The organism is Streptomyces sp. NPDC051822, from assembly GCF_044452745.1.
Taxonomy (GTDB): Bacteria; Actinomycetota; Actinomycetes; order Streptomycetales; family Streptomycetaceae; genus Streptomyces.
Genome location: NZ_JBITBZ010000011.1, coordinates 139180 through 158511, shown reverse-complemented (window position 1 = coordinate 158511; position 19332 = coordinate 139180). Strand labels below are relative to the sequence as shown.

The window sequence follows — 19332 nt, the reverse complement described above, 5'->3', positions numbered from 1 at the left end:
CCGTGCGCGCCTGACCCGGTCTCCTCGGGAGCGTGCGCGCCTGACACCGGTCCCTCAGGACCTTGGCCGCCTGGTCCCGGGCCCTCAGGACCGTGCCCACTCCAGCAGCCGTTCCGCGGGCCAGGTGTTGATCACCCGGTCCTCCGGGACCCCGCACTCCTCGGCCCGCGCGCAGCCCAGGATCTGCCACTCCAGCTGACCCGGCGCGTGCGCGTCCGTGTCCACCGCGAAGTACGTGCCCGCCGCCACCGCGAGCCGCAGCAGCCGCCGGGGCGGATCGAGCCGCTCGGGGCGGCTGTTGATCTCGACGGCCGTCCCCGACTCCGCGCACGCGGCGAACACCCGTTCCGCGTCGAACTCGGACTCCGGCCGCAGACGTCCGCCCGCCACGAGCCGGCCCGTGCAGTGCCCGAGCACGTCCATCAGCGGGTCGCGCACCGCCCGTTCGAGCCGCCGGGTCATGGACCGCGCGTCCATCCTCAGCTTCGAGTGGACCGACCCGACCACCAGGTCGAGGCGGTCGAGCAGTTCGGGCTCCTGGTCCAGCGAGCCGTCCTCCAGGATGTCGCACTCGATCCCGGTCAGCAGACGGAACGGCGCCCACTCCTCGTTCAGCCGTGCCACCACGTCGAGCTGCTCCCGCAGCCGGTCCGGCGAGAGCCCCCGCGCCACCGTGAGCCGGGGCGAGTGGTCGGTGAGCACCGCCCACTCGTGGCCGAGCTCCGCCGCCGCCCGCCCCATGTCCTCGATCGTGGCGCCGCCGTCGGACCAGTCCGAGTGGAGGTGGCAGTCGCCGCGCAGCGCTGCCCGCAGCGCCTCACCGCCGCTCCCCGGCCCGCCGGAGCGCAGGGACTCCTGCAGCTCCGCCTCCAGCCGTGCCAGGTATTCCGGCACCTGCCCCGCCAGCGCCTCGCGCACCACCGCCGCCGTCTTGGGCCCGAGCCCCTTCACGGCCTCCAGGGTGCCGGCCCCGGCCCGCCGGGCCGCCTCGCCCTCCGGCAGGCCGGCGACCGCGGTGGCGGCCGTACGGAACGCCTTCGCCCGGTAGCCGGGCGCCTGCGCGCGCTCAAGGAGGAACGCGATCCGGTTCAGGGCGGCCACAGGGTCCATGACGTCCCTCCTCAGGAGCCGTTCGCCGTCGCGTCGGCCGGCACCGGCGCAGGGCCGATCTCGCACCACACCGCCTTGCCCTCGCCGCGCGGCTCGACCCCCCACCGGGTGGCCAGCGCGTCGAGCAGCAGCAGTCCCCGCCCCGAGGTGGCGGCCTCGCCCGGGGTACGCCGCCGGGGCCAGGCGCTCGACCGGTCCTGCACCGAGAGCCGTACCCGCCGCACGGGCTCGGGCAGCACCTCCAGGGTCAGCACCGCGCCGCCCTCGGTGTGCAGGAGCACGTTGACGAGCAGCTCGCCCGTCAGCAGTTCGGAGTCGTCGGCCAGTTCCGCCATACCCCAGTCCCGCAGCGCCTGCCCGACGGCCGCGCGCGCGTCCGAGAGGCCCTGCGGATCGGCCTGGTGGATGTACTGGTGGATGCGCGGCGCCCTCGGCGTGCCCGGGTCGGGGCTGCGCCGCAGCACGAGCAGCGCCACGTCGTCGCCCGAGCCCCAGCGCTCCCACAGCCGCTCGGAGAGGTGGTCGGCGAGCGCCTCCGCCTGCGGCGGGCCGCTCTTGATCGCCTCCGACAGCGCGGCGAGACCGGTCTCGATGTCCGAGCCGGGCTGCTCGACGAGCCCGTCCGTGCACAGGACGAGGGTCTCGCCCGGCACGAGGTCGAGCCGGGTCTCCGGGAACTCCTCGTCGCCGAACACCGTCGCGAGCCCCAGCGGCAGCCCGCCCCGCAGCTTGGGCTGCCCGACCCGGCCGTCGGTGTGCCGGATCAGCGGCCCCAGATGCCCGGCACGCACCGCGCGCAGCGTGCCGCTGCCGAGGTCCACCTGGGCGTACGTACAGGTGGCGAAGCGGTTGGTGTCCAGCTCGGCGAGGAACCGGGAGGCCCGTGCGAGGACCGTGGACGGGGCGTGCCCCTCGCCGGCGTACGCGCGCAGGGCGATCCGCAGCTGTCCCATGATGGCGGCGGCGTGGGTGTCGTGACCCTGGACGTCGCCGACGACGATCCCGACCCGGCCCCGGGGCAGCGGGATCACGTCGTACCAGTCGCCGCCGACCTGCCGGCCGCTCCAGGCCGCGTGGTAGCGCACGGCGATCTCGCCGCCGGTGATCGCCGGGATCCGGCGCGGCAGCATCGTCGCCTGGAGCCCGGTCGCGAGCTCCCGCTCCTCGTCGAAGAGGATCGCCCGCTGGAGCGACTGGGCGACGATCGCCGCGAGGCCGAGCGCGAGGTTGCGCTCGTCGGCGTTGAACGAGGTGCGGCCCCGGTAGAACAGGGCCATGCCGCCGAGGGAACGCGCCTGCGCGACCAGCGGCAGATAGCAGGCGGCCCGGAACTCGAGCCGCTCCAGGTACGGGGCGAGTTCGGGGAAGTCGCGCCCCAGTGACGGGAAGGACGAGACGAACCGGGGCCGCCCGCTCAGGACGGCCTCGGCCAGCGGCAGTCCCCGGTCGAGGCGGCGGATCCGGAGGTCGCTGAGCACGTCGAGGGACTCGCCGCTGAGCGCGATGATGTTGAGCGAGCCGTTCTCGACGAGTCCGAGGGCGAGCCCGTCGGCGCCGAGCCTGGCGAGCCCGCCGGGACCGGTCAGCGCGGCCGTCACGTCGTCCACGGTCACCGCGCGCGAGAGCGCCGTCGTCGTCCGCTCGACGATGTTCGTCTGGACCTCGCGCCGCCTCTCCAGCTCCTGGACGAAGGCGAAGCGCGTCACCTCGGCGGTCGTGTCCCGCACGACGCCGACGATCCGCCGCGCCCGTCCGTCGGGCGAGCGCAGGATCCGGGCCTGGACGTGCGTCCAATGGGGTTGCCCGTCGTCCTGCGGGATGGGGAAGTGCGCGGTGTACGAGACCTCCCCGCTGATGACGGCCTGCCGTACGACACCGTCGAGCGCGGCCCGCTCGTCGGGGTCGAGGCGTTCGACGAGCGTCAGCGGACGGCCGTCGAAGGCGTCAGGGGACACCCCGAAGACCAGCAGCCCGGACCGGTCGACATCGATGGTGCCCGTGTCGAGATCCCAGTCGAAGCTGCCGGTCCGGTTCATGGCGAGCCACTCGGCGGGCCCGATCTCGCCATTGCGCGTATGCCGGTCTTCAGCGGTCATCCCCACCATTGTCGAACCCGCACCCCGCCTACGCCATGGCGATGACACGGCGTGGCGCGAGTTCGCCGCGGCGGCGCGGGTGCCGCAGGGGGCACCGGGGCGGGTGGTGCGGATGATGCGGCGGGTGCAGAGACGAACACACGGACCGCGGACCGCCGCCTGCCATCGACGCAGGTGAGGGCGGCGGCTGCGGTACGCGGCCTCCTGAACGCCGGTCGCCCTCTGGGAGGAGTCGGCGCGGGGCGCCGCCGGACCCGCGAGCGTACCCACGACCGCCCCGCCGCTCGCCCCGGATGCGGTCCGGGTGCCCGGACACGAGAATGGCGAGTGCCGGAAGAACACGTAGGAGGCGGCATGAACGCTGAGCCCGACAAGACGTCCCTGGGGGACTTCCCGACGCCCGACCGGCTGCTGCACGCCGGTTCGGAGGGCGAGTTCACGGCGGAGGACCTGGTCCTCGCCTCGGGCCGTGACGTGAATCCGAAGAGCCTCGCCTGGGCGGAACGCCGCATGGCGGAGAAGGGTCGCGCCTCCATGGACGAGCTCCTGCCATAGGGCCGTCCTCAGAATCCGCTCAAGGGGATCCGCCCCGAGGAATCCCTGCTCGCTACCTGTCGGCCCCGGATCGGCACCCCCGACCCGGGGCCGCGGGCTGTCCGGAGCCGTCCCGGCCGTCCGGGGAGTCCCGCGCCTCCCCGAGGCTTCCGCATTTATGGAACACGTTCTACCGTGGCCGCCGTCGGGCGTCGCACCGCACCGAGGACGCCGCAGGACCCGCGCCACGGGAGGCCGCCATGCACCTCGAGTACACGCCCGCCCAGAACAGCCTGCGCGCCGAGCTGCGCACGTACTTCGCCGCGCTGATCCCGGACGACGTCCACACCCTCCCCCATAGCCTCAAGGGCATGGGAGGTGCCCCCATCGCGGACCCGGCGGCGCAGAAGCGCTTCTACCGGGAGACCGTGCGGCGCCTGGGCTCCGACGGCTGGCTGGGGGTCGGCTGGCCGGCCGAGTACGGGGGCCGCGGGCTGACCCCGATGGAGCAGTTCATCTTCTTCGACGAGGCCGCGCAGGCGGGCGTACCCCTGCCCCTCATGGCCCTGAACACGGTCGGTCCGACGATCATGCGGTACGGCACCGACGAGCAGAAGGCGTACTTCCTGCCCCGGATCCTCTCCGGTGAGATCGACTTCGCCATCGGCTACAGCGAGCCCGACGCGGGCACCGACCTCGCGGCGCTGAAGACCAGGGCGGTACGGGAGGGGGACGAGACCACCGGCACGTACACGGTGAACGGGCAGAAGATCTGGACGACGAACGGCGACACCGCCGACTGGGTGTGGCTCGCGGTCCGCACCGACCCGGACGCCCCGCCCCACAAGGGCATCACGATGCTCCTCGTCCCGACGAGCGACCCCGGCTACAGCTGCACGATCATCAACACCCTCGCCTCCCACGACACGACGGCCAGCTACTACGACGACGTCCGGGTCCCGGCCTCCCGCCGGGTCGGGGACGAGAACAAGGGCTGGCGCCTCATCACCAACCAGCTCAACCACGAGCGCGTCACCCTCGCCGCCCACGGCACGATGGCGATCCGCGCCCTCCACGACGTACAGCGCTGGGCCGCCGACACCCCGCTCGCCGACGGCCGCCGCGTGATCGACCTGCCCTGGGTCCGCCGCTACCTGGCCCGCACCCATGTTCGGCTCGACGCCATGAAGCTCCTCAACTGGCAGATGGTGAGCGCCGTCCAGCACGGCACCCTCACGCCCCAGGACGCCTCCGCCGTCAAGGTCTACGGCTCCGAGGCCCGCCGCGACGCGTACGCCGCCCTGATGGAGGTCGTCGCCGCGGCGGGCGCCCTCAAGGAGGGCTCGGCGGGCACGGTCCTCCACGGGGAACTGGAACGCGGCTACCGCTCGGCCGTCATCTTCACCTTCGGCGGCGGCAACAACGAGATCCAGCGCGAGATCATCTCCTGGATAGGCCTGGGCATGCCCCGCGTCCGCCGCTGAGGATGCGTGTGACCGGGCTCGCTAGTTGACACCAGGCCACGTTCACGACCTGCACTGATGCCAAGTAGCTTCAGTGGCCGGAGTCGCAGAATCAGTGAAATAGTTGGCACTTTGGTACAGCACAGGTTATGAGGACGTTTGTCGCCATAGCGGGGCCAGAGATCTCCGGCGGCGACAGCGGCCCGGCTGTTGGAGTGAGGGGCGCGGGTGAACGGGGAGCCGCTCGCCGAGTACCGCATCACGATCGGCGCCGCCCGCACAGTCCAGGCGGACGCGGTACGCGCGCAGCGGGAGAAGTGGCGTCTCACGGATATCCCCGTGGACACTGCCAACCGTCTCCAGGGCCGTGAGTTCGACATCACCCTCGTCTGGCACCCGCTCTCCGGCCGCCAGGCCGCCTCCACCTTCCTTCCGGAGACCGGCCGAGTGTGCGTCCTGCTCTCCCGCCGCTCTTTCGCCTGCATCGTCGTGGCCCGCGCCGGCATCACGGACCTCTTGGACCGGCATCCCCGCAGCAGCCCGGTCTACCTCGACGTACCTCCGAAGCCTGAGCGGTGGTGCGACATCACCAAGGTCGAGCCCTTTCCCCGGTTTCATTACCGACTCCCCCTTCAGCAGCGGACTCGTCTTCGACGACGCTCTCGTCCGTGAGATCTCCGAACGCCACTGCGCCGCCTGGCAAGCGCCGACATCGCCTCCGCCACAACCGAGGCAGTGAATATCTACGCCGACGCCGCCCGGTCGCTGGCCGAGACCGGGCGCTGCCGGGCCGTGATCTGTGCCCGCCCCGAGGAGCTCAACGACCGTGAAGACCACCCACCGTCATCGGAAAGCCCCGCCGAACACGAGGAAGAGCAAGTTGAGCGCAACAGCAGAGGGGACTTTCATGATCTGCTCAAAGCAGCCGCGCTCACGCAGTCAGCGCGGCTGCAACTGATACGCAAGGAGACGTGGACCGGGATCCCGGCCAGGAGCAGCGGGCAAGCCGTCCGGCCTCTGCAGGACGAGGCCACCAGAGCCTGGAACCTCCACACCGCCCTGTATTAGAAAGCCGGCGGGGCACCCTGGCGCATGCCACGTCACAGCTCAGACCTGGCCACCTGCTAGATCGCGTCAGTTTTTACCGCAGCGCGAGCGGGAACGAGCTGCACACCGCCGTCGCCCAGGTGTTCAACGAACGCGGCGACGGCGTCGTCGTCCGCGGCGGCACCGCGCAGATCTCCAAGAGCGACCGCCAGCCCCACCTGACGCTCGCCAATGCCCGGCAGCTGCTGCTGGACGCGCTGGCCGAATACCGCACCACCCACGGCCACCAACCCGCACGCATCGTCGTACACAAGACCTCGAACTTCACCACTGGTGAGATCGACGGCTTTTACGAGGCCGCCGACCTGCGCGACATCGACCACGTCGACCCGCTGTGGATCCAGCGGCGCGGCGCACCACACCTGCACCGCACCGGGCAACTCCCACCGCTGCGCGGCACCAGCGTCCAACTTGACCACCGATCCCTGCTTCGGTACACCTGCGGCTCAGTGCCGTACTTCCGGACCTACCCCGGCCTGTACGTCCCCCAGCCACTGCTGATCCGGCTGGCAACGCACGGCACAGATCTTCTGACCGCCGGCGCCGAGATCCTCGCGCTGACCAAGATGAACTGGAACAACGCCCAACTCGACGAACGTGACCCCCTCACCCTGCGCACCGCCTACGAGTCCGTTCCATCCTCAAACACGTCCCACTCAAGGCTCCCATCGCCACCCGCTACGCCTCTACATGTAGCGCTCAGGACGCCTCACATCTGAAGCGCCTCTTCACGCCGTCTCATTGAGGGGCACTCGCCGCCAAGTCGTTGAGGACAGCGTTGACCGTCGACCAGCACAGATCGGCCGTGTCGAAGTCTGCGCTGTGCTTGGCTCGCTTCTCTGCGAGAGGGTGGACCAGGTTGCGGTAGGTCCGGAGCAGCTCCGAGGCCATCTTCGCGTCCTGGTCGATCCACCCATTGGTGTGCGCGTGCTGGACCAGATCCTGTAACCCGGTGGCGCGTAGCGGCTTGGGAAGGGGCACACCTGCGGTCCTGACTTCGGCTGCGTGGACCAGGACGCCTTCGAGGAGGCTGCCGAGCATGATGACCGCGGACGTGTAGGCGCCGTGTTCTTGGCAGATGTGCGCCTCATCGAGGCGCAGTTGAACTGCGCGGGCCAGATCCGGGTCGGACACGATATCGGTGATGGCTACTTTGAGTGCCACCCGCTGTAGGCTGGGCGGCTCGTCGGGGTCGTACTCGACGAGCACGGGCTGGCCGTTGTGGTAGTCGATGCGGCTGCCTTCCAGCGCCAGGACTTCCTGGAGGCGTTCGAAGACAGGGACGTACTCGCTGGCCTGTTGCTGATACTCCCGACGGTCGGCCAGTCGCAGGACGACGCGTTCTATGTCACCGGCATCGTCCTCCTTCCGTTCACGCAGGAGGTCCAGGATCCAGCGCTGCCGTGGACTGCCGTCGTGGTCGGGGACATCTTCCCAGCCGGCCCGCCGGAGGAAGAGCGCCAGCTCCCATCCACGCCGTCGTTTCATGCCGGGCTCATCTCCGCAGATCATGGCGGCGAGTTCGTCGAGTGTGCTGTCGTCGAAGTTCTCCATGTCAGGCTGCCTCACTGTCGTCGTCGAGCTCGCCGTCGTAAGGGTCCAGGTCTTCGTCGTCGGGCTCGCCCTCGGCCAGTCCGGCCGGTGTCCATGCCGCATGAAGTTCGGTGTCATCCGAGAATGCGGCTGGCGTGGTGCGCGGGTGGATGCCCAGGTCGGTCAGGCGTTTCCACAAAGGGGCCAGGGCCTCTTCCGGTGAGAGCGCGAATGCGCTGCTGCGTACGCGCCAGAATGTCCAGCCGGCGCGGCGCAGTTCGCGTTCTCGCTCGGCGTCGTCGTGAATCTGCTGCCTGGTGGAGTGGTGGGGGCTTCCGTCGCATTCGACAGCGAGGCGCCCGTGGTCTCCGGTGACGACGAGGTCGATCTTTTTGCCGTTGACTTCCCACTGCGGCACCACGTCGTAGCCGCGTTCCTTGATGTGCAGGAAGACGCGCTGTTCGAAGAGCGAGTCGAAGGGGTTGCAGCGTTGGTCTGCGCTGACGTTGGTCGGCTGGTGGGCGTGGGTGTAGGGCGGGGGCGGGCTTTGCATGTAGGTGAGCAGGGAGTGTCGCAGGTCTTTGCTGCTGAGCTGGTCGGCGGTCATGGAGTGGAAGAGCCACATCTGGTCGCGGGCCCGGCTGGCGGCCACGTTGAAGCGTCGTTCGTGGTGGCGGCCGGTCGCGGCGATGACGTTGGCCCCGTCGACGACCATCGACAGCAGGATGACATCGCGTTGGTCACCTTGGAATTCTTCGGGGGTGCCGATCCGGATGTTGTGGCGTTCTCGGGCGGGCATGTCGATGCGCTGGTCAACGAGATCTTGTACGAGCCGGGTCTGGGCGCCTTGGCGCAGGATGATGACGCCCATGCTGCGGTCGGCGTAGGCGGGGTCCTGAGTGAGGCGGTGGAGCTGGTCGACGACAGCTTCTGCTTCTGGCCGGTTGATCAGCTTGTCCCTGCGTCCCTCGCAGTGACCCTCGGACACGTGGACCACTTTCAGCGGGGGAAGCCGGTCCGAGCCGTGCTGACGCAGCAGGACAAGCTGGTTGTCGGGGTAGAACTGCATCGAGGACCACTTGATGATCTCGGGCATGCAGCGGAAGTGCTCGGTGAGGCGGATCACCTCGGTGAAGCGAGATGAGAGCAGTTCATACAGGTTGGACTTGGGGTCGAAGCCTTCGCGCTGCCAGGGTTCGAGCGCAGCCATGCGTTCGTCGAAGATCTGGGTGATCCGGTCGTGCTTGCTGCCGGTGTAGTAGGGCGCGCACTGGCGGTCGTCTCCGACGACGATGATCCGCGGGGCGAGCCAGAGCAGCAGCAGTCCGTTCAGACCGACCTGGCTTGCTTCGTCGACGATCACGACGTCGAAGGAGTCCGGTTCCGGGCCGATCGTTTCGGCTACCTGCCTCAGCGGCATGATCCACGCGGGCACCGCACCCTGGGCTGTTTGCATGGCTGAACGTGCGTGGCGTTGATGGCGTTTGCCGTACTCGGTTGTCCCCTGGCCGGCGTTGGCGATGGCGCTGGCGTAGGCAGCCAGGGCTTGCTTGTGCTTCGTGGTCATACGGCTAATGCAGTGGAAGGCCGCACGGTCACAGACGAGTTGTTCCACCAGATCATCGAGCCGGGCTTCGACCTGGGCCAGCTCCCCCTCCACCTGCTCTTCACGTCCAGGAAGCAGATAGGTGTCAAGGAAATCCTGTGCCTGCCGCCATGCCCAGGCCTGGGGCAAGGCGGTGAACCGGGCGCGCCAGTGCGCCGTGTGGGGATCCGCAGCGAATGCCTGTGCCAGCTCGGGGTGGGCTTCGCTCAGGCGCTGGAAGAGTTTGCCGGTCTCGCGCCGGTCCGCCTCGCGCTGGTACGCCGCTGCCAGTGCCTCCACGGCCAGTGCGTAGGCCTGCGCGTCGCGGGCAGCTGCCGCATCAGCCGCGTGCTGGAGCTCCTCGACACTGTGTGATTGTGGCTGGGGAAGGCTGGCGAGGAGCTCGTCGAGCTGTCGGCCTGCCGTCCTGACCTGCAGCAGCTGCCGGGCCCGTGCTGTGGCGTGGCGAATGTCCTGCCATTGGCCAGGGGTGGTGACCGATGCCGGGATGCCGCTGGCCAGCAGGGTTGAGTGGACTTGGCGGATGACCTCAACACACGTGTCGACGGCCTGCAAGACAGCTGCTCTGTCCAGGAGTTCGGATACCAGCAACTCGGCCGTGTCCTGTCCGACGGTCGATCCGACGCCTGCCCATCGGCCGCGCAGGGTACGGGCATGGGCGCGCATTTCCAGATGGCGAACCACCGCGGCGATCCGCTCTCGGCCGTCGGGAGCCGTGCCTTCGACACGGCACTGTTCCAGCAGGACACGGGCTTGTTTGAGAACGGCCGGCCGTGGCCAGCGCTTGTTCAACTGCCCGCCTTGCAGGACGTACTGCTCCACGTTGCGGCCGCTGATCAGGAGCTCTTTCTCCTCACTTTCGGAAAGCTGCGGTATTTCCACCTCGAGGAAGGAGGCGGCCGCTATCTCCTGCTGGGTCTGCTGGGCACGCCGTGAGGCGTTTCGGACGCTGTCCCACATTTGCTGCCATCGGCGTGCGATGCCGTCTTGAAGTGCACGAGTGGACCACATCTCTTCGTGCCATGACGCAGGATCCGCGGACAGGCCCACACTCTGCAGGGCCTGTTGGGCTTGGTCGAGCAGCGTTTCCAGCACCGTGAGTTCCGCGTCGCCGTGGTCGGCCAGCGTCTGGGCCAGTGGCGTGAAGGGCTCCGGGCCGAGAGCTTCCTCAGCCGCTTCCAGTTCCCTGAGGCGGGCGGCGACATCTGTGGGGTTCGGCAGGGTGGCGGGGTCGGGGCAATGATGGATGTGCGCGTCGAGGATTCCCGGACCGTGCATGGTAACCAACAGCCACAACCGCTGAGCCTCATCCGTGGTCAAAGGCGGCAGCGGCTCCGGCTGCGCGGGCAGGGACGGCAGCCACTGGTATTCAGCTGTGCCGCGCTCGACTGCCTGCACAATCTCGTCGAGCCGGCCACGATATCCCGGCGCGATCTCAGGGTGCTCGTACCACTCGACTTCTCGCACCGCCCGCAGGCGCTCCCGCAACTTTGCCTGTTCCGCCATGAGCTGGTGCCGCTGGGTCTGCTGGTCCTCAATACGCTGCTGCAGCCTGTCGGGATTCGTGGTCGCGCTCAGGTGGGCCAGAGCACCGAGCGACTGGCGCAGATCGGTACTGCCGCCCTGCCAATGGTCGCGCTGGATGACGCACATGCTGCGCAGCTTGGCGGGCAGCTGGTCCCGGAGCACCTTCAATGCCTGGCCCTTTTCACTGGTGACCAGAACTCGCTTCCCATCCGCGAGGAGAGCTGCGATCAGGTTGCTGATCGTGTGGGTCTTTCCGGTCCCAGGCGGTCCCTGGACGACCACACTCGTGTCGTGCTGCAGCCTGTCCAGGACATCCAGCTGGGCCGCATTCGTAACCATCGGGAACAACGGTTCCGGGCCCAGCGCCGGAGGGACGAAGCCGCTCCTGCTCCGCCAGGCCATACGCTCTTCCGGTTCGAGGTCGTACAGCAGCTGCGCCAGCCCCAGAGGAGCAGGTGTTCCGGGACGTTTCAAGGCTCGGGCGATGCCTTCGAAGAAGCCCAGCACCGAGCGCTGGCCGTGTTCGCGGAGGATGAGCGCCGGCGCGTGATGCAGCGAGCGCGTTCGCGGATCCGCAGTGAGGTCAGGATGCTCCCTCCCGGAATCAAACGGAAGCGTTCGTTCGACTCCGAAGGCTCGCTGTGACCACGAGCGCAAGGCCTCCGTCGCCCGGTCCGACAACGGGTGGAAGGCGACGTCATCGACATCGGAACGCACGACCCCCAGCAACTCTGAGGTGTAGCCATCGGACTCGCTGAGGAACTCCGTGTCTTCCAGACGGCCGGACAACCCCGGCACCAAGGACACCGTGATGTTGACCGAATTCGCATCAACCGTGAGCGTGACGGGGGCCGTGACGATGTGCCTGCGCACCCGAGCCGAAACGCGCTCGGCCCCCAGTTGCAAGAGTCCTACCGCCAAGACGACTTCGAACGTGTCACCGTCCTGCTGGATCTTCTTGGCCATCCGGTATAGCTGCTGATGCAGACGACGCTGCGGCTCGGCCGCCAGCTCTTCCTGCGCCCACCGCCTCCATCGCCCGGCCCAGGCATCGTAGGCCTTGCGCACCTCCGACGTACCGATGTCCAACGCCTTTGGGATCTCGCCCTCGCCAGCGGGGACTTCGGCTTGTTCGCCATCGGTCGACGTGTCGTCGATCAGCTGGGGAGGCTCCATAGCAGCAGTGGCAGCGGCCTCGACCGACACGCGGCCGTGCAGGATCGCAGGCAGCCGTGGTGCTTCCAGAGGCGGACGGTGCTTGACCACCATGATCCGGGAGTCCGCGTCCTTGGAACGGCGGACGAGCCCTGCGGGAACGTCCCCGAACCACACCACCTCTGAATACTTGGCACAGTTCCTGACGGGCCGGTAGGCGCCTCGCACCAGCTCCTGCAGACAGTCGACCAACACACGAGTGTCACGGATGGCCTTGGGGTCACTGCCATCGCGTACTGCCGGGCGGGCCATTCCATCCCCCAAACGCCTGCCACCGTGGCAAGCCTTTCAGGCTCCATGACCGACACGAGTCAGGCAATAGGCAGGTCTCAGCCAAGGCTATTTCTCGACACGCAGCGCCTTCCTGCACGAACGCTCCTCTTGGCCGATGGAGCCGACCGATGTCGTTGCTCGGACAGCCGACTCTTTTGACGTCCTTACCTTGGGGGTGCCCTCCGCCTCCACGTCGTCGGTGTAGGCGCCGGACTGCGGGGCGGCCTTGCCAGGCGCCGCTGCTTCCTGCTGTCTACCGAGCGCGGTGGGTCAGCACGGTCCGCGCCGCGGTGGCTTTGTCCTTCTCGTCGGTGAGGGCGAAGAGACTCATCAGTGTGCTGGCGGCGGCGATGTGGCCCACCTGGTCGATGAGGGCGCCGTAGTACTGGGTGAGCGCGGCCTGCAGCGCGGCCTCGGTATCGGCTACGTCCTCCCTGCCGGCGTGCAGGCCTGCCAAAACGAACGGGAGCGATGAGGCCGAGATCCATGGCTGGGTGAGGACCTGCCAAGAAAAGACCTGGAGGTTGCGCGGCCGGTGCGAGGGCAGCGTTGCCCGATACAGGCCGGCGTAGGCGGCGCTGAGCCATGACGAGGCCTCATGCGGCAGGGATCCGATGATCTGGGAGGCAGCGTGTAGGGCGAATGCCGCTGCGGCTTGTGCGTCGGACCATGCGCCTGGCCGTGACACAGCCACGGCGACCGCCTTTGCCTGCCAGCTGTCGGCCCGGGCCGCAGCACCGTAGAGGTCGGCCGAGAACGGGATGTCGACGTAGTAGTTTCGGAGCAGCTCGGCCTTGATGACCAATCCCTCCCAGGGGGCCATCAGATTGCCCTCCATGCAGGCGTCGATGAGAGCAAGCGTGCCGAAGGCGGCCACGCCCTGCGACCGTGCGACAGCGCGCAGGACTCGGTCATCGCACCACAGGATGTGGCCGTGTTCCTTGGCGTAGTCAACGGCCGTCAGCCATGCCGTGCCACGACGGCCGCTGGGCAGTCGCGGAAGGCTGCGCAACTCCGGCCGTGACACTCGAGGAGCGGACTGCATGATCTCCACCAGCCGCGCCGCGGTGGACCGCAGCGCGGCCAGCTGCTCGGGCGTCGAGGTCAGGACGGCGGCATTCGCACTGCGCTCATCCCAAGCCAGTGTCATATCGGACCGCAGCGCAATGGACTCTTTGGCCTGCAGCGCGTCAGCGAGAAGCTGGTCAGTCGTCATCACCACCTGCGAGTGGCCAATCAGCTGCTCGGATACGCCGCCCTCCAGCAGAGCGAGCGTAGCGGCCGCACTGGTATCCAACATCACCCGTCCGTTCCGCGCAGTCTGCACCGCCAGCGTCTCGGCCGGGTCAAGAGGGATGTCAGCGGCGTACGCCACCGGCCGTTCCGCGGTACGGCGCATGCAGGCCTCGGCGTAACTCCGACCCGCGGCCAAGGCGAGCATCCCTACAGGCAGCTCACCGCTTGTGACCTTCTCCCGGATCTCCCTATTGTTCTCGTGGTGGAGGCGTAGTTCCTCGGCCAGGTTTTCGAGAGGGTTCTCCGGCGTTCCCAACGAGACGGCCCGAAAGACAGTGCTGTCCGGGAAGCGCTCCAGATAGCTTGCCGTAGCTTCGCGAAGTTGTTCTCCCTCCTCCTCGGACAAAGGCTCCGCAGGTTCCGCAGCACGCCAATGGAGCGCGCCCAGAAGCCGGCCAAGGAGTTCCTCGTCCTCCGGCCAGCGCTGCATCAAGGCGAGGGCACGACCGGTGAACTGCGGGTCCGCAGAGAAACTTGCGCCCAACCCGACCCATAGCAGAGCTTCGTCCCGGCTGCGGGGATCCAGCGGCTCGCCCTGCTCGGTGAGAATCTGCCAGGCCTGTTCACCCAGCGCTCGGGCGGCGTAGCACTTGACCAGAGCCCAGCGGGCCTCGGGATCCAAGGGTTCGAGAGCAAGTAGTCGGATGGCCGCGTCCGTGGCACGGTCCATCCGCCCATCCGCCGACTCGACCTCGACGAGCAGGGCGTACATGCGGCCCTGCCCCGCCCAGCCGGCCCCGGCCGTCCTGAGCGCAGCGTCGGCGCACTCCCGAGCACGGGAATACTCCCTGGCCTCCTGGAATAACCCTGCAGCCATGGCCATCAGTCGGGCGTCACGCCAGTGATCAGCCCCGTCTTTGAGGGTCTCGGCCGCCAATACGAGATTCCCAGCGCGGTGATAGCGCTCGGCCAGCTTCACCACGATCACCGGGCTTTGGGCGACGTTGGCGCGCAGCACCGCCAACTCGTCGCCCCCGCTGCCCCGTAGTGCCCGGGCGAGCAACTCGATCTCAGCGACAAGGTCAGAGAAGTCCGCCTTGAGATGATCCAGCTCTGGCAGGTCCGCCCCCGCCGCGGCCAGGCCCGCAGCCGCGGTCAGCTGCTCCCCCTCAGTGTCCGCAGCCTCCCAGGCCTGAAGCCACAAGCCCTTCACCTCCGAAGTGCTGGTGTCGTCTGCGAGAAGCGACTCCGCGAGCACCGCCCTGACGTGGGCCCGGCCAAAGGCGTTCGTCATGCCGGCCAGCAACTGCTCAGCTTCGTGCTGACGCCCCGTCATGGCCGTGACCAGAGCTGTCTGCTCCGTCATCCGGTGGTCGGCCGCCTCATGCGGCTGGGCCTCACCATCCGGTTCCGGCTGGGTCAGCTTCCAGGCCCTGGACAGATCTCCGCTTAGCACGGCCGCTTGCACGGCCAGCAGGGCCGCTTCAGTGCTGTCGCCGTACCAGATGCGGCGGCTGTTCCTGGCGCGGACCGCCACCGCCAGAGCCTCTTGGCCAGCAGCCAGTCTGTTCGAGGTGCGGCTCTGAACGGCATGCTGAAGAAGTGCGCTGGCCAGGCTGACAGCGACGCCCGTGAACTTTCCCTCCCGGTCCGCAGCCCGCAACTGGGCCAGCGCCTCGGCCGACCGACCCATCTTGATCAGTGCCTGGGCTTCGAGCTGGACCTTCATGGCCAGTGCCAGCTCGTTGTGCGGCTCCCACCGGCCCAACTGCTCGATTCCCTCGGCCCAGTCCTCGTCCACACATGCCCACAGCGCATTCAGCAGCGACGACGTAGCGTCATGATGCGCCGCGAGGTAGTCCCGCACCCCTTCATCCGTGCGGGAGCCGGCCTGCAGCGCCGCACGCGCCACGAAGAAATCACGGGGGTATCCGCCCTCGCGGGCACACCGCTCGAAAAACAGGCGGGAAGCGCCCTGAGCGTCATAGTCGGCAGCAAGCTGACCGAGCCAGCCCAACGCCTCAGCAGGCGCCCCCTCTAGCCACGTCGGCTCCTGATCGACCCACTGCTGAATGACGGACCCGCGCGCCGCCTCCACCCCGGCCAGAATCCCCGCCGCTCTCTCTACGGCCGGCCACGCCGGGCGAAGACGCCGCGCTTCCTGCGCCGACCAGGGGCTCAACGTGCGCAGAGCATCATCGAAATCCGTGCGGACGTCCATGCGGCCGAGGACATTCTCCCGCAGTTCCTGAACCTGCTCCCGGGTCTTGGCCCCGTCCTCCCGCGTGGTCTGCCGCCCCCAGTCACCGGTGACAAGCGATGCCTCCGAGGGAACTGCCGAACGTACATACTCCTCCATCACGATCTGAAGGACCAGCAGCGCACCCACCTGTCGCTGTCCGGCTTCCCTGCCGGGGATCACATACGTCAGCTGCCGAGCAGCCTCATCGAGAGAGTGCTCGGTGCACTGGCGCAGCTGCTGGGCCGTGTCCGCCCGCGACAGCCACACACGCAGCGACTTCGCAGTGATCGGCACTCCGGCCGCCGCCGCCCTCTTGGCGGCAGCGCGCGCCACTCGCCGATTGCGGGTGAGTTTCTGAATTCCGTTCATGGCGAACCGGCTGGCCATAGGCCCCGCCCACTTGGCCAGTACAGAGGGTGAAACCGGATCCACGCGCTCTCCCAACACAGTACGCGGGCCGCCCACGAGTAGCGTACGGCCCAGCTAGGACCCTACTGGCGGGCACTGACAGTGCCCCCTTTTCGCAGCCGCGGCACAAGATGCGGGCTTCATCACGCATACGCGCCAAGGCTGTTCATCCCGGTCCCCTCTCAACCGACGGTTGAGAGAGCGCAACGGGCTCCGAGGCGGCGCTTCGCGGGGCCGCAGCATTGGCCAGTGCTCCCGGCGCCGATCGATAACGTCAATCTGCGGCACAGCGACAGCTCCATCCCGTCCGAACCACGGCGGCAAGGTCACACAGGCCCCCACGATGTTCGTTCAGCCTAAAGATCCTCGGTACAAGGTGCACTAGCTATGACTGCCCTTTGAGTGCAAAAATTCCACCAACCTCACCGACCAGTCGACGCACTTCAAGAGCTAGCTTGAGCACCGGCGTCTCGATTCTGTCTGCCGCATATTCTGCCTCACACTTGGCAAGTAGAACGGGCCAGAGTAGCTGGGCCAGCTCGACCTTTTCTTCAGCCACTCGCAATCGACCAAGGGGAACCTTGATATCGTAGTGCTTGGCGCGAGCCTCTTGGAGCTGCGCCCGAAGATCCTGCTCCCAGCTCGGTGATGCAGTACGCGGATTCGATTGCATGGCGGCAATTTTCGTGATTGCCGGAACCAGTTCGTCATCCGAAAAATTGGCAATCTCGTACTTATCTGCCCCCCAAACACGGACATGCACCAGAGCGTCAAGCTCCGCTTGACTGATGTCGGCATCCTGATATTTCACTTCTTCGCGAATAGCTTCTTGAAGCTGACGCCGCACCTTGTCCCGCTTAGCTTGGGTTTCAAAGTCGTTCTCGGCATCCATGGCAATCAAAAGCGCAGTCAGCGAGGCGTCAAGCATCCACCGGTCATGAAGCCTCCGCCCAACACGCGGTGTAACACCGTAGCGCGCAATGAGGTGGGCATTAATCTTCGATCCCTTTGTACGCTGCACTCGCACTTGTTGCGGCTGCGTGAGCCCGAATTCCGCCAGTAGTCGCGGCACATGATAGAGCTCGGTTTCACCTTCGACCAGCAATATCACCTTCGGATGGGGAGAGATTCCTAATTCGGCAAGCGCCCGCTCCAGGGTCTTCGCTTCACCGTAGCGAGGAGTCAGCCGGTCATGCTGCGAAGTCCACCATGTTGTTCCCGTGAGATCAGGCAATGGATCAACAGTGCCATCCGTGACAAGATCTTCATGAGCCCGCAGGAGAACCTCTGCAGCAACGCGTCGCCACATAGCGTCAAGCGGTTCCCCCTGCAGTTTCGACCAACCTTCATAGCTGGCATAGCGCATAAGAGACAACCATTTGCCAAGCGGTTCGTTGTGGGCTTGCGCTAACAGGCCGTCAGCTTTCCCCTGAAGGCGTGACGGGTCAAGACCTGCACGTTGAAGCAAATCGTGTACATCCGATACGGCTCGGTACCTCCGCAGGCCGCTTTCGTCCACACCCATGGGCATGTTGAGCCGACCAAGAATACTTGGAAGATACCGTGTCGCCAGAGCCGCCAAGGCGAGGGTAACTTTTCGTTGACGTATCCGGCCCGCATCACTAGATGGGGAAAAGTGGCCGTGTTTGACGAAGCCGTACCGGCTCAACGCCGTCTTTACATCGAGCAACTGCCACGTTGAGTAGATGAATCCATTCCACCACCTGCTATGTTGTTCACTTGGGGGCCGTTTATACGGCCACGCCACCGAATACCCCTCATCGGCTGGATCTCGGAGGCGTCCTTCAGCGGCAGCTTCGAGGACCCAGCCTCGAGGATTCATTCCGTAACTGGGTTCGATATTGATTCGGCGCCCTTCGACCGGCTCGTCACTCACACGGTAGAGCGGCAGAAGCAAACGATGACTGTGAAGCTCTTGAAGAAGATCAAGCGTCAGCTTGTAGCCACGCTCTTTCGCCTTCTTAATGAACCCCTCGGCTGTTAGCAAATCGTCCTGGGTGTAGATGTACGGAACTGTGAGCAGAGCGAGAGATCCGCCAAACGGCGGGGAGATATCCTGCGGCGCGTTCGTCACCGTCACATCATAGAAGCGGGGCAGCGCCTGGTCCGCCTTTGTTTTAACGACTTCGCACCTGGTCGCCCGTCGGCTACGGCTTGTATCTCGTCCTCCAGCGCCCACCCGAACGCCACCCCACCGTTCGGGAAGGTCCAGCCCTCGTGGGATGCGCTGGAGCGCATGGTGGGCTGCGCGAAACCTTCTGGCCAGCGGAAGCGGTCACGCCGTTCACTTCTGGGACCCGACTACCGCCGAACTCCTCCACACGCTGGTCACGGCAGCACCGGTCGAAGCCATCACCTCCCTGCGCGACAAGGACGCCCTTCTCATCGGGGTCGGAGGGCCCGCCGGCATCGCCGTTCTGAGCCTTGCCCCCCGACTCTCATGACCGACCGCCCAGCCGGTCAGGCTCGGCGGCTTCGGTATCGACGGGCCTTCACTGACTGCTGGAGTCGTCGCCGTATCGCCAGCCGACGTCGGATGCCTGCGAGTAGCAGGTGGTGACGCTGAGGTGGAGTCTGAGCGCCCCCAGTTCGTCCTGGACCGCGGCAAGAGTCTTGCCCACGATGCCGGTGGGGATCCAGACGGTCGCGGCAGCCTTGGCGAACTTGATGTCGACCGTCGTCCCCGGCTCGACCTCGCCACCGGAGGCCACCCTCTGTCCAACGACGGTCCCCGACTCGGCTCCTCTCTCGGCCCAGGTCGTATCCCCCAGTCGCAGATCATGATCGGTCAACAGCTTCCGGGCGTCACTGACCGTGTGGCTGGTGAGGTCGAGCACCGTCCTCGCAACTGTGAGCTGGGAGTCTGTGCCGAAGGTCGTCATCGGAACGGACGCGCGGACCGCCCGGTGGAAAGAGATCTGCGAGAAGCCTTCTCGAGACAGGGTCTGGATTCGCGAGCGG

The 19332-nt window shown here is 67.2% G+C and carries 12 protein-coding genes; 5 read left to right on the top strand and 7 right to left on the bottom strand.

What is annotated here, in order from left to right:
* Window positions 1-84: 84 nt before the first annotated feature.
* Together ACIA8N_RS28965 and ACIA8N_RS28960 are read right to left on the bottom strand one after the other, a co-directional pair.
* Entirely contained in the window at window positions 85-1110 is a 1026-nt protein-coding gene (locus tag ACIA8N_RS28965; RefSeq protein ID WP_365781283.1) for a PHP domain-containing protein, read from the bottom strand.
* 11 nt (window positions 1111-1121) lie between these two features.
* Window positions 1122-3206: a SpoIIE family protein phosphatase gene (locus ACIA8N_RS28960; RefSeq protein ID WP_365781284.1), complete on the bottom strand. Its 2085-nt coding sequence runs from the start codon at window positions 3204-3206 to the stop codon at window positions 1122-1124.
* Window positions 3207-3560: 354 nt separating this feature from the next.
* Between ACIA8N_RS28960 and ACIA8N_RS28955 the strand changes: the two genes are divergently transcribed.
* From ACIA8N_RS28955 to ACIA8N_RS28935, 5 genes are all read left to right on the top strand, one after another.
* Window positions 3561-3761: a hypothetical protein gene (locus ACIA8N_RS28955; protein WP_030216321.1), complete on the top strand. Its 201-nt coding sequence runs from the start codon at window positions 3561-3563 to the stop codon at window positions 3759-3761.
* Window positions 3762-4000: 239 nt separating this feature from the next.
* Window positions 4001-5224, top strand: a complete 1224-nt coding sequence (locus ACIA8N_RS28950) for an acyl-CoA dehydrogenase family protein (RefSeq protein ID WP_365781285.1) — start codon at window positions 4001-4003, stop codon at window positions 5222-5224.
* A 207-nt stretch (window positions 5225-5431) separates the two neighbouring features.
* Window positions 5432-5875 (top strand): hypothetical protein, encoded by a 444-nt coding sequence (locus ACIA8N_RS28945; RefSeq protein WP_365781286.1) that lies wholly within the window; start codon window positions 5432-5434, stop codon window positions 5873-5875.
* Window positions 5876-5938: 63 nt separating this feature from the next.
* On the top strand, window positions 5939-6271 hold the full coding sequence (locus ACIA8N_RS28940; RefSeq protein WP_365781287.1) for a hypothetical protein: 333 nt from the start codon (window positions 5939-5941) through the stop codon (window positions 6269-6271).
* Between the two features lie 119 nt (window positions 6272-6390).
* Window positions 6391-7029, top strand: a complete 639-nt coding sequence (locus ACIA8N_RS28935; protein WP_365781288.1) for a hypothetical protein — start codon at window positions 6391-6393, stop codon at window positions 7027-7029.
* Window positions 7030-7048: 19 nt separating this feature from the next.
* Here ACIA8N_RS28935 and ACIA8N_RS28930 read toward each other — a convergent pair whose 3' ends face one another.
* From ACIA8N_RS28930 to ACIA8N_RS28910, 5 genes are all read right to left on the bottom strand, one after another.
* Window positions 7049-7864, bottom strand: coding sequence for a hypothetical protein (locus ACIA8N_RS28930; RefSeq protein WP_365781289.1), 816 nt, complete (start codon window positions 7862-7864; stop codon window positions 7049-7051).
* Between the two features lies 1 nt (window position 7865).
* Complete coding sequence (locus ACIA8N_RS28925) at window positions 7866-12386, bottom strand: AAA domain-containing protein (protein ID WP_365781423.1); 4521 nt, start codon at window positions 12384-12386, stop codon at window positions 7866-7868.
* Between the two features lie 331 nt (window positions 12387-12717).
* Window positions 12718-16311, bottom strand: a complete 3594-nt coding sequence (locus tag ACIA8N_RS28920; protein ID WP_365781290.1) for a hypothetical protein — start codon at window positions 16309-16311, stop codon at window positions 12718-12720.
* A gap of 424 nt (window positions 16312-16735) precedes the next feature.
* Window positions 16736-18445, bottom strand: a complete 1710-nt coding sequence (locus ACIA8N_RS28915; RefSeq protein ID WP_365781291.1) for a hypothetical protein — start codon at window positions 18443-18445, stop codon at window positions 16736-16738.
* A 418-nt stretch (window positions 18446-18863) separates the two neighbouring features.
* Window positions 18864-19253: a PASTA domain-containing protein gene (locus tag ACIA8N_RS28910; RefSeq protein ID WP_365781292.1), complete on the bottom strand. Its 390-nt coding sequence runs from the start codon at window positions 19251-19253 to the stop codon at window positions 18864-18866.
* Between the last annotated feature and the right edge of the window lie 79 nt (window positions 19254-19332).

Coding starts and splice junctions, on each gene's coding strand:
- ACIA8N_RS28965 (WP_365781283.1), bottom strand. CDS start 1,110: ATGGACCCTGTGGCCGCCCTGAACCGGATCGCGTTCCTCCTTGAGCGC.
- ACIA8N_RS28930 (WP_365781289.1), bottom strand. CDS start 7,864: ATGGAGAACTTCGACGACAGCACACTCGACGAACTCGCCGCCATGATC.
- ACIA8N_RS28950 (WP_365781285.1), top strand. CDS start 4,001: ATGCACCTCGAGTACACGCCCGCCCAGAACAGCCTGCGCGCCGAGCTG.
- ACIA8N_RS28955 (WP_030216321.1), top strand. CDS start 3,561: ATGAACGCTGAGCCCGACAAGACGTCCCTGGGGGACTTCCCGACGCCC.
- ACIA8N_RS28920 (WP_365781290.1), bottom strand. CDS start 16,311: ATGAACGGAATTCAGAAACTCACCCGCAATCGGCGAGTGGCGCGCGCT.
- ACIA8N_RS28960 (WP_365781284.1), bottom strand. CDS start 3,206: ATGACCGCTGAAGACCGGCATACGCGCAATGGCGAGATCGGGCCCGCC.
- ACIA8N_RS28910 (WP_365781292.1), bottom strand. CDS start 19,253: ATGACGACCTTCGGCACAGACTCCCAGCTCACAGTTGCGAGGACGGTG.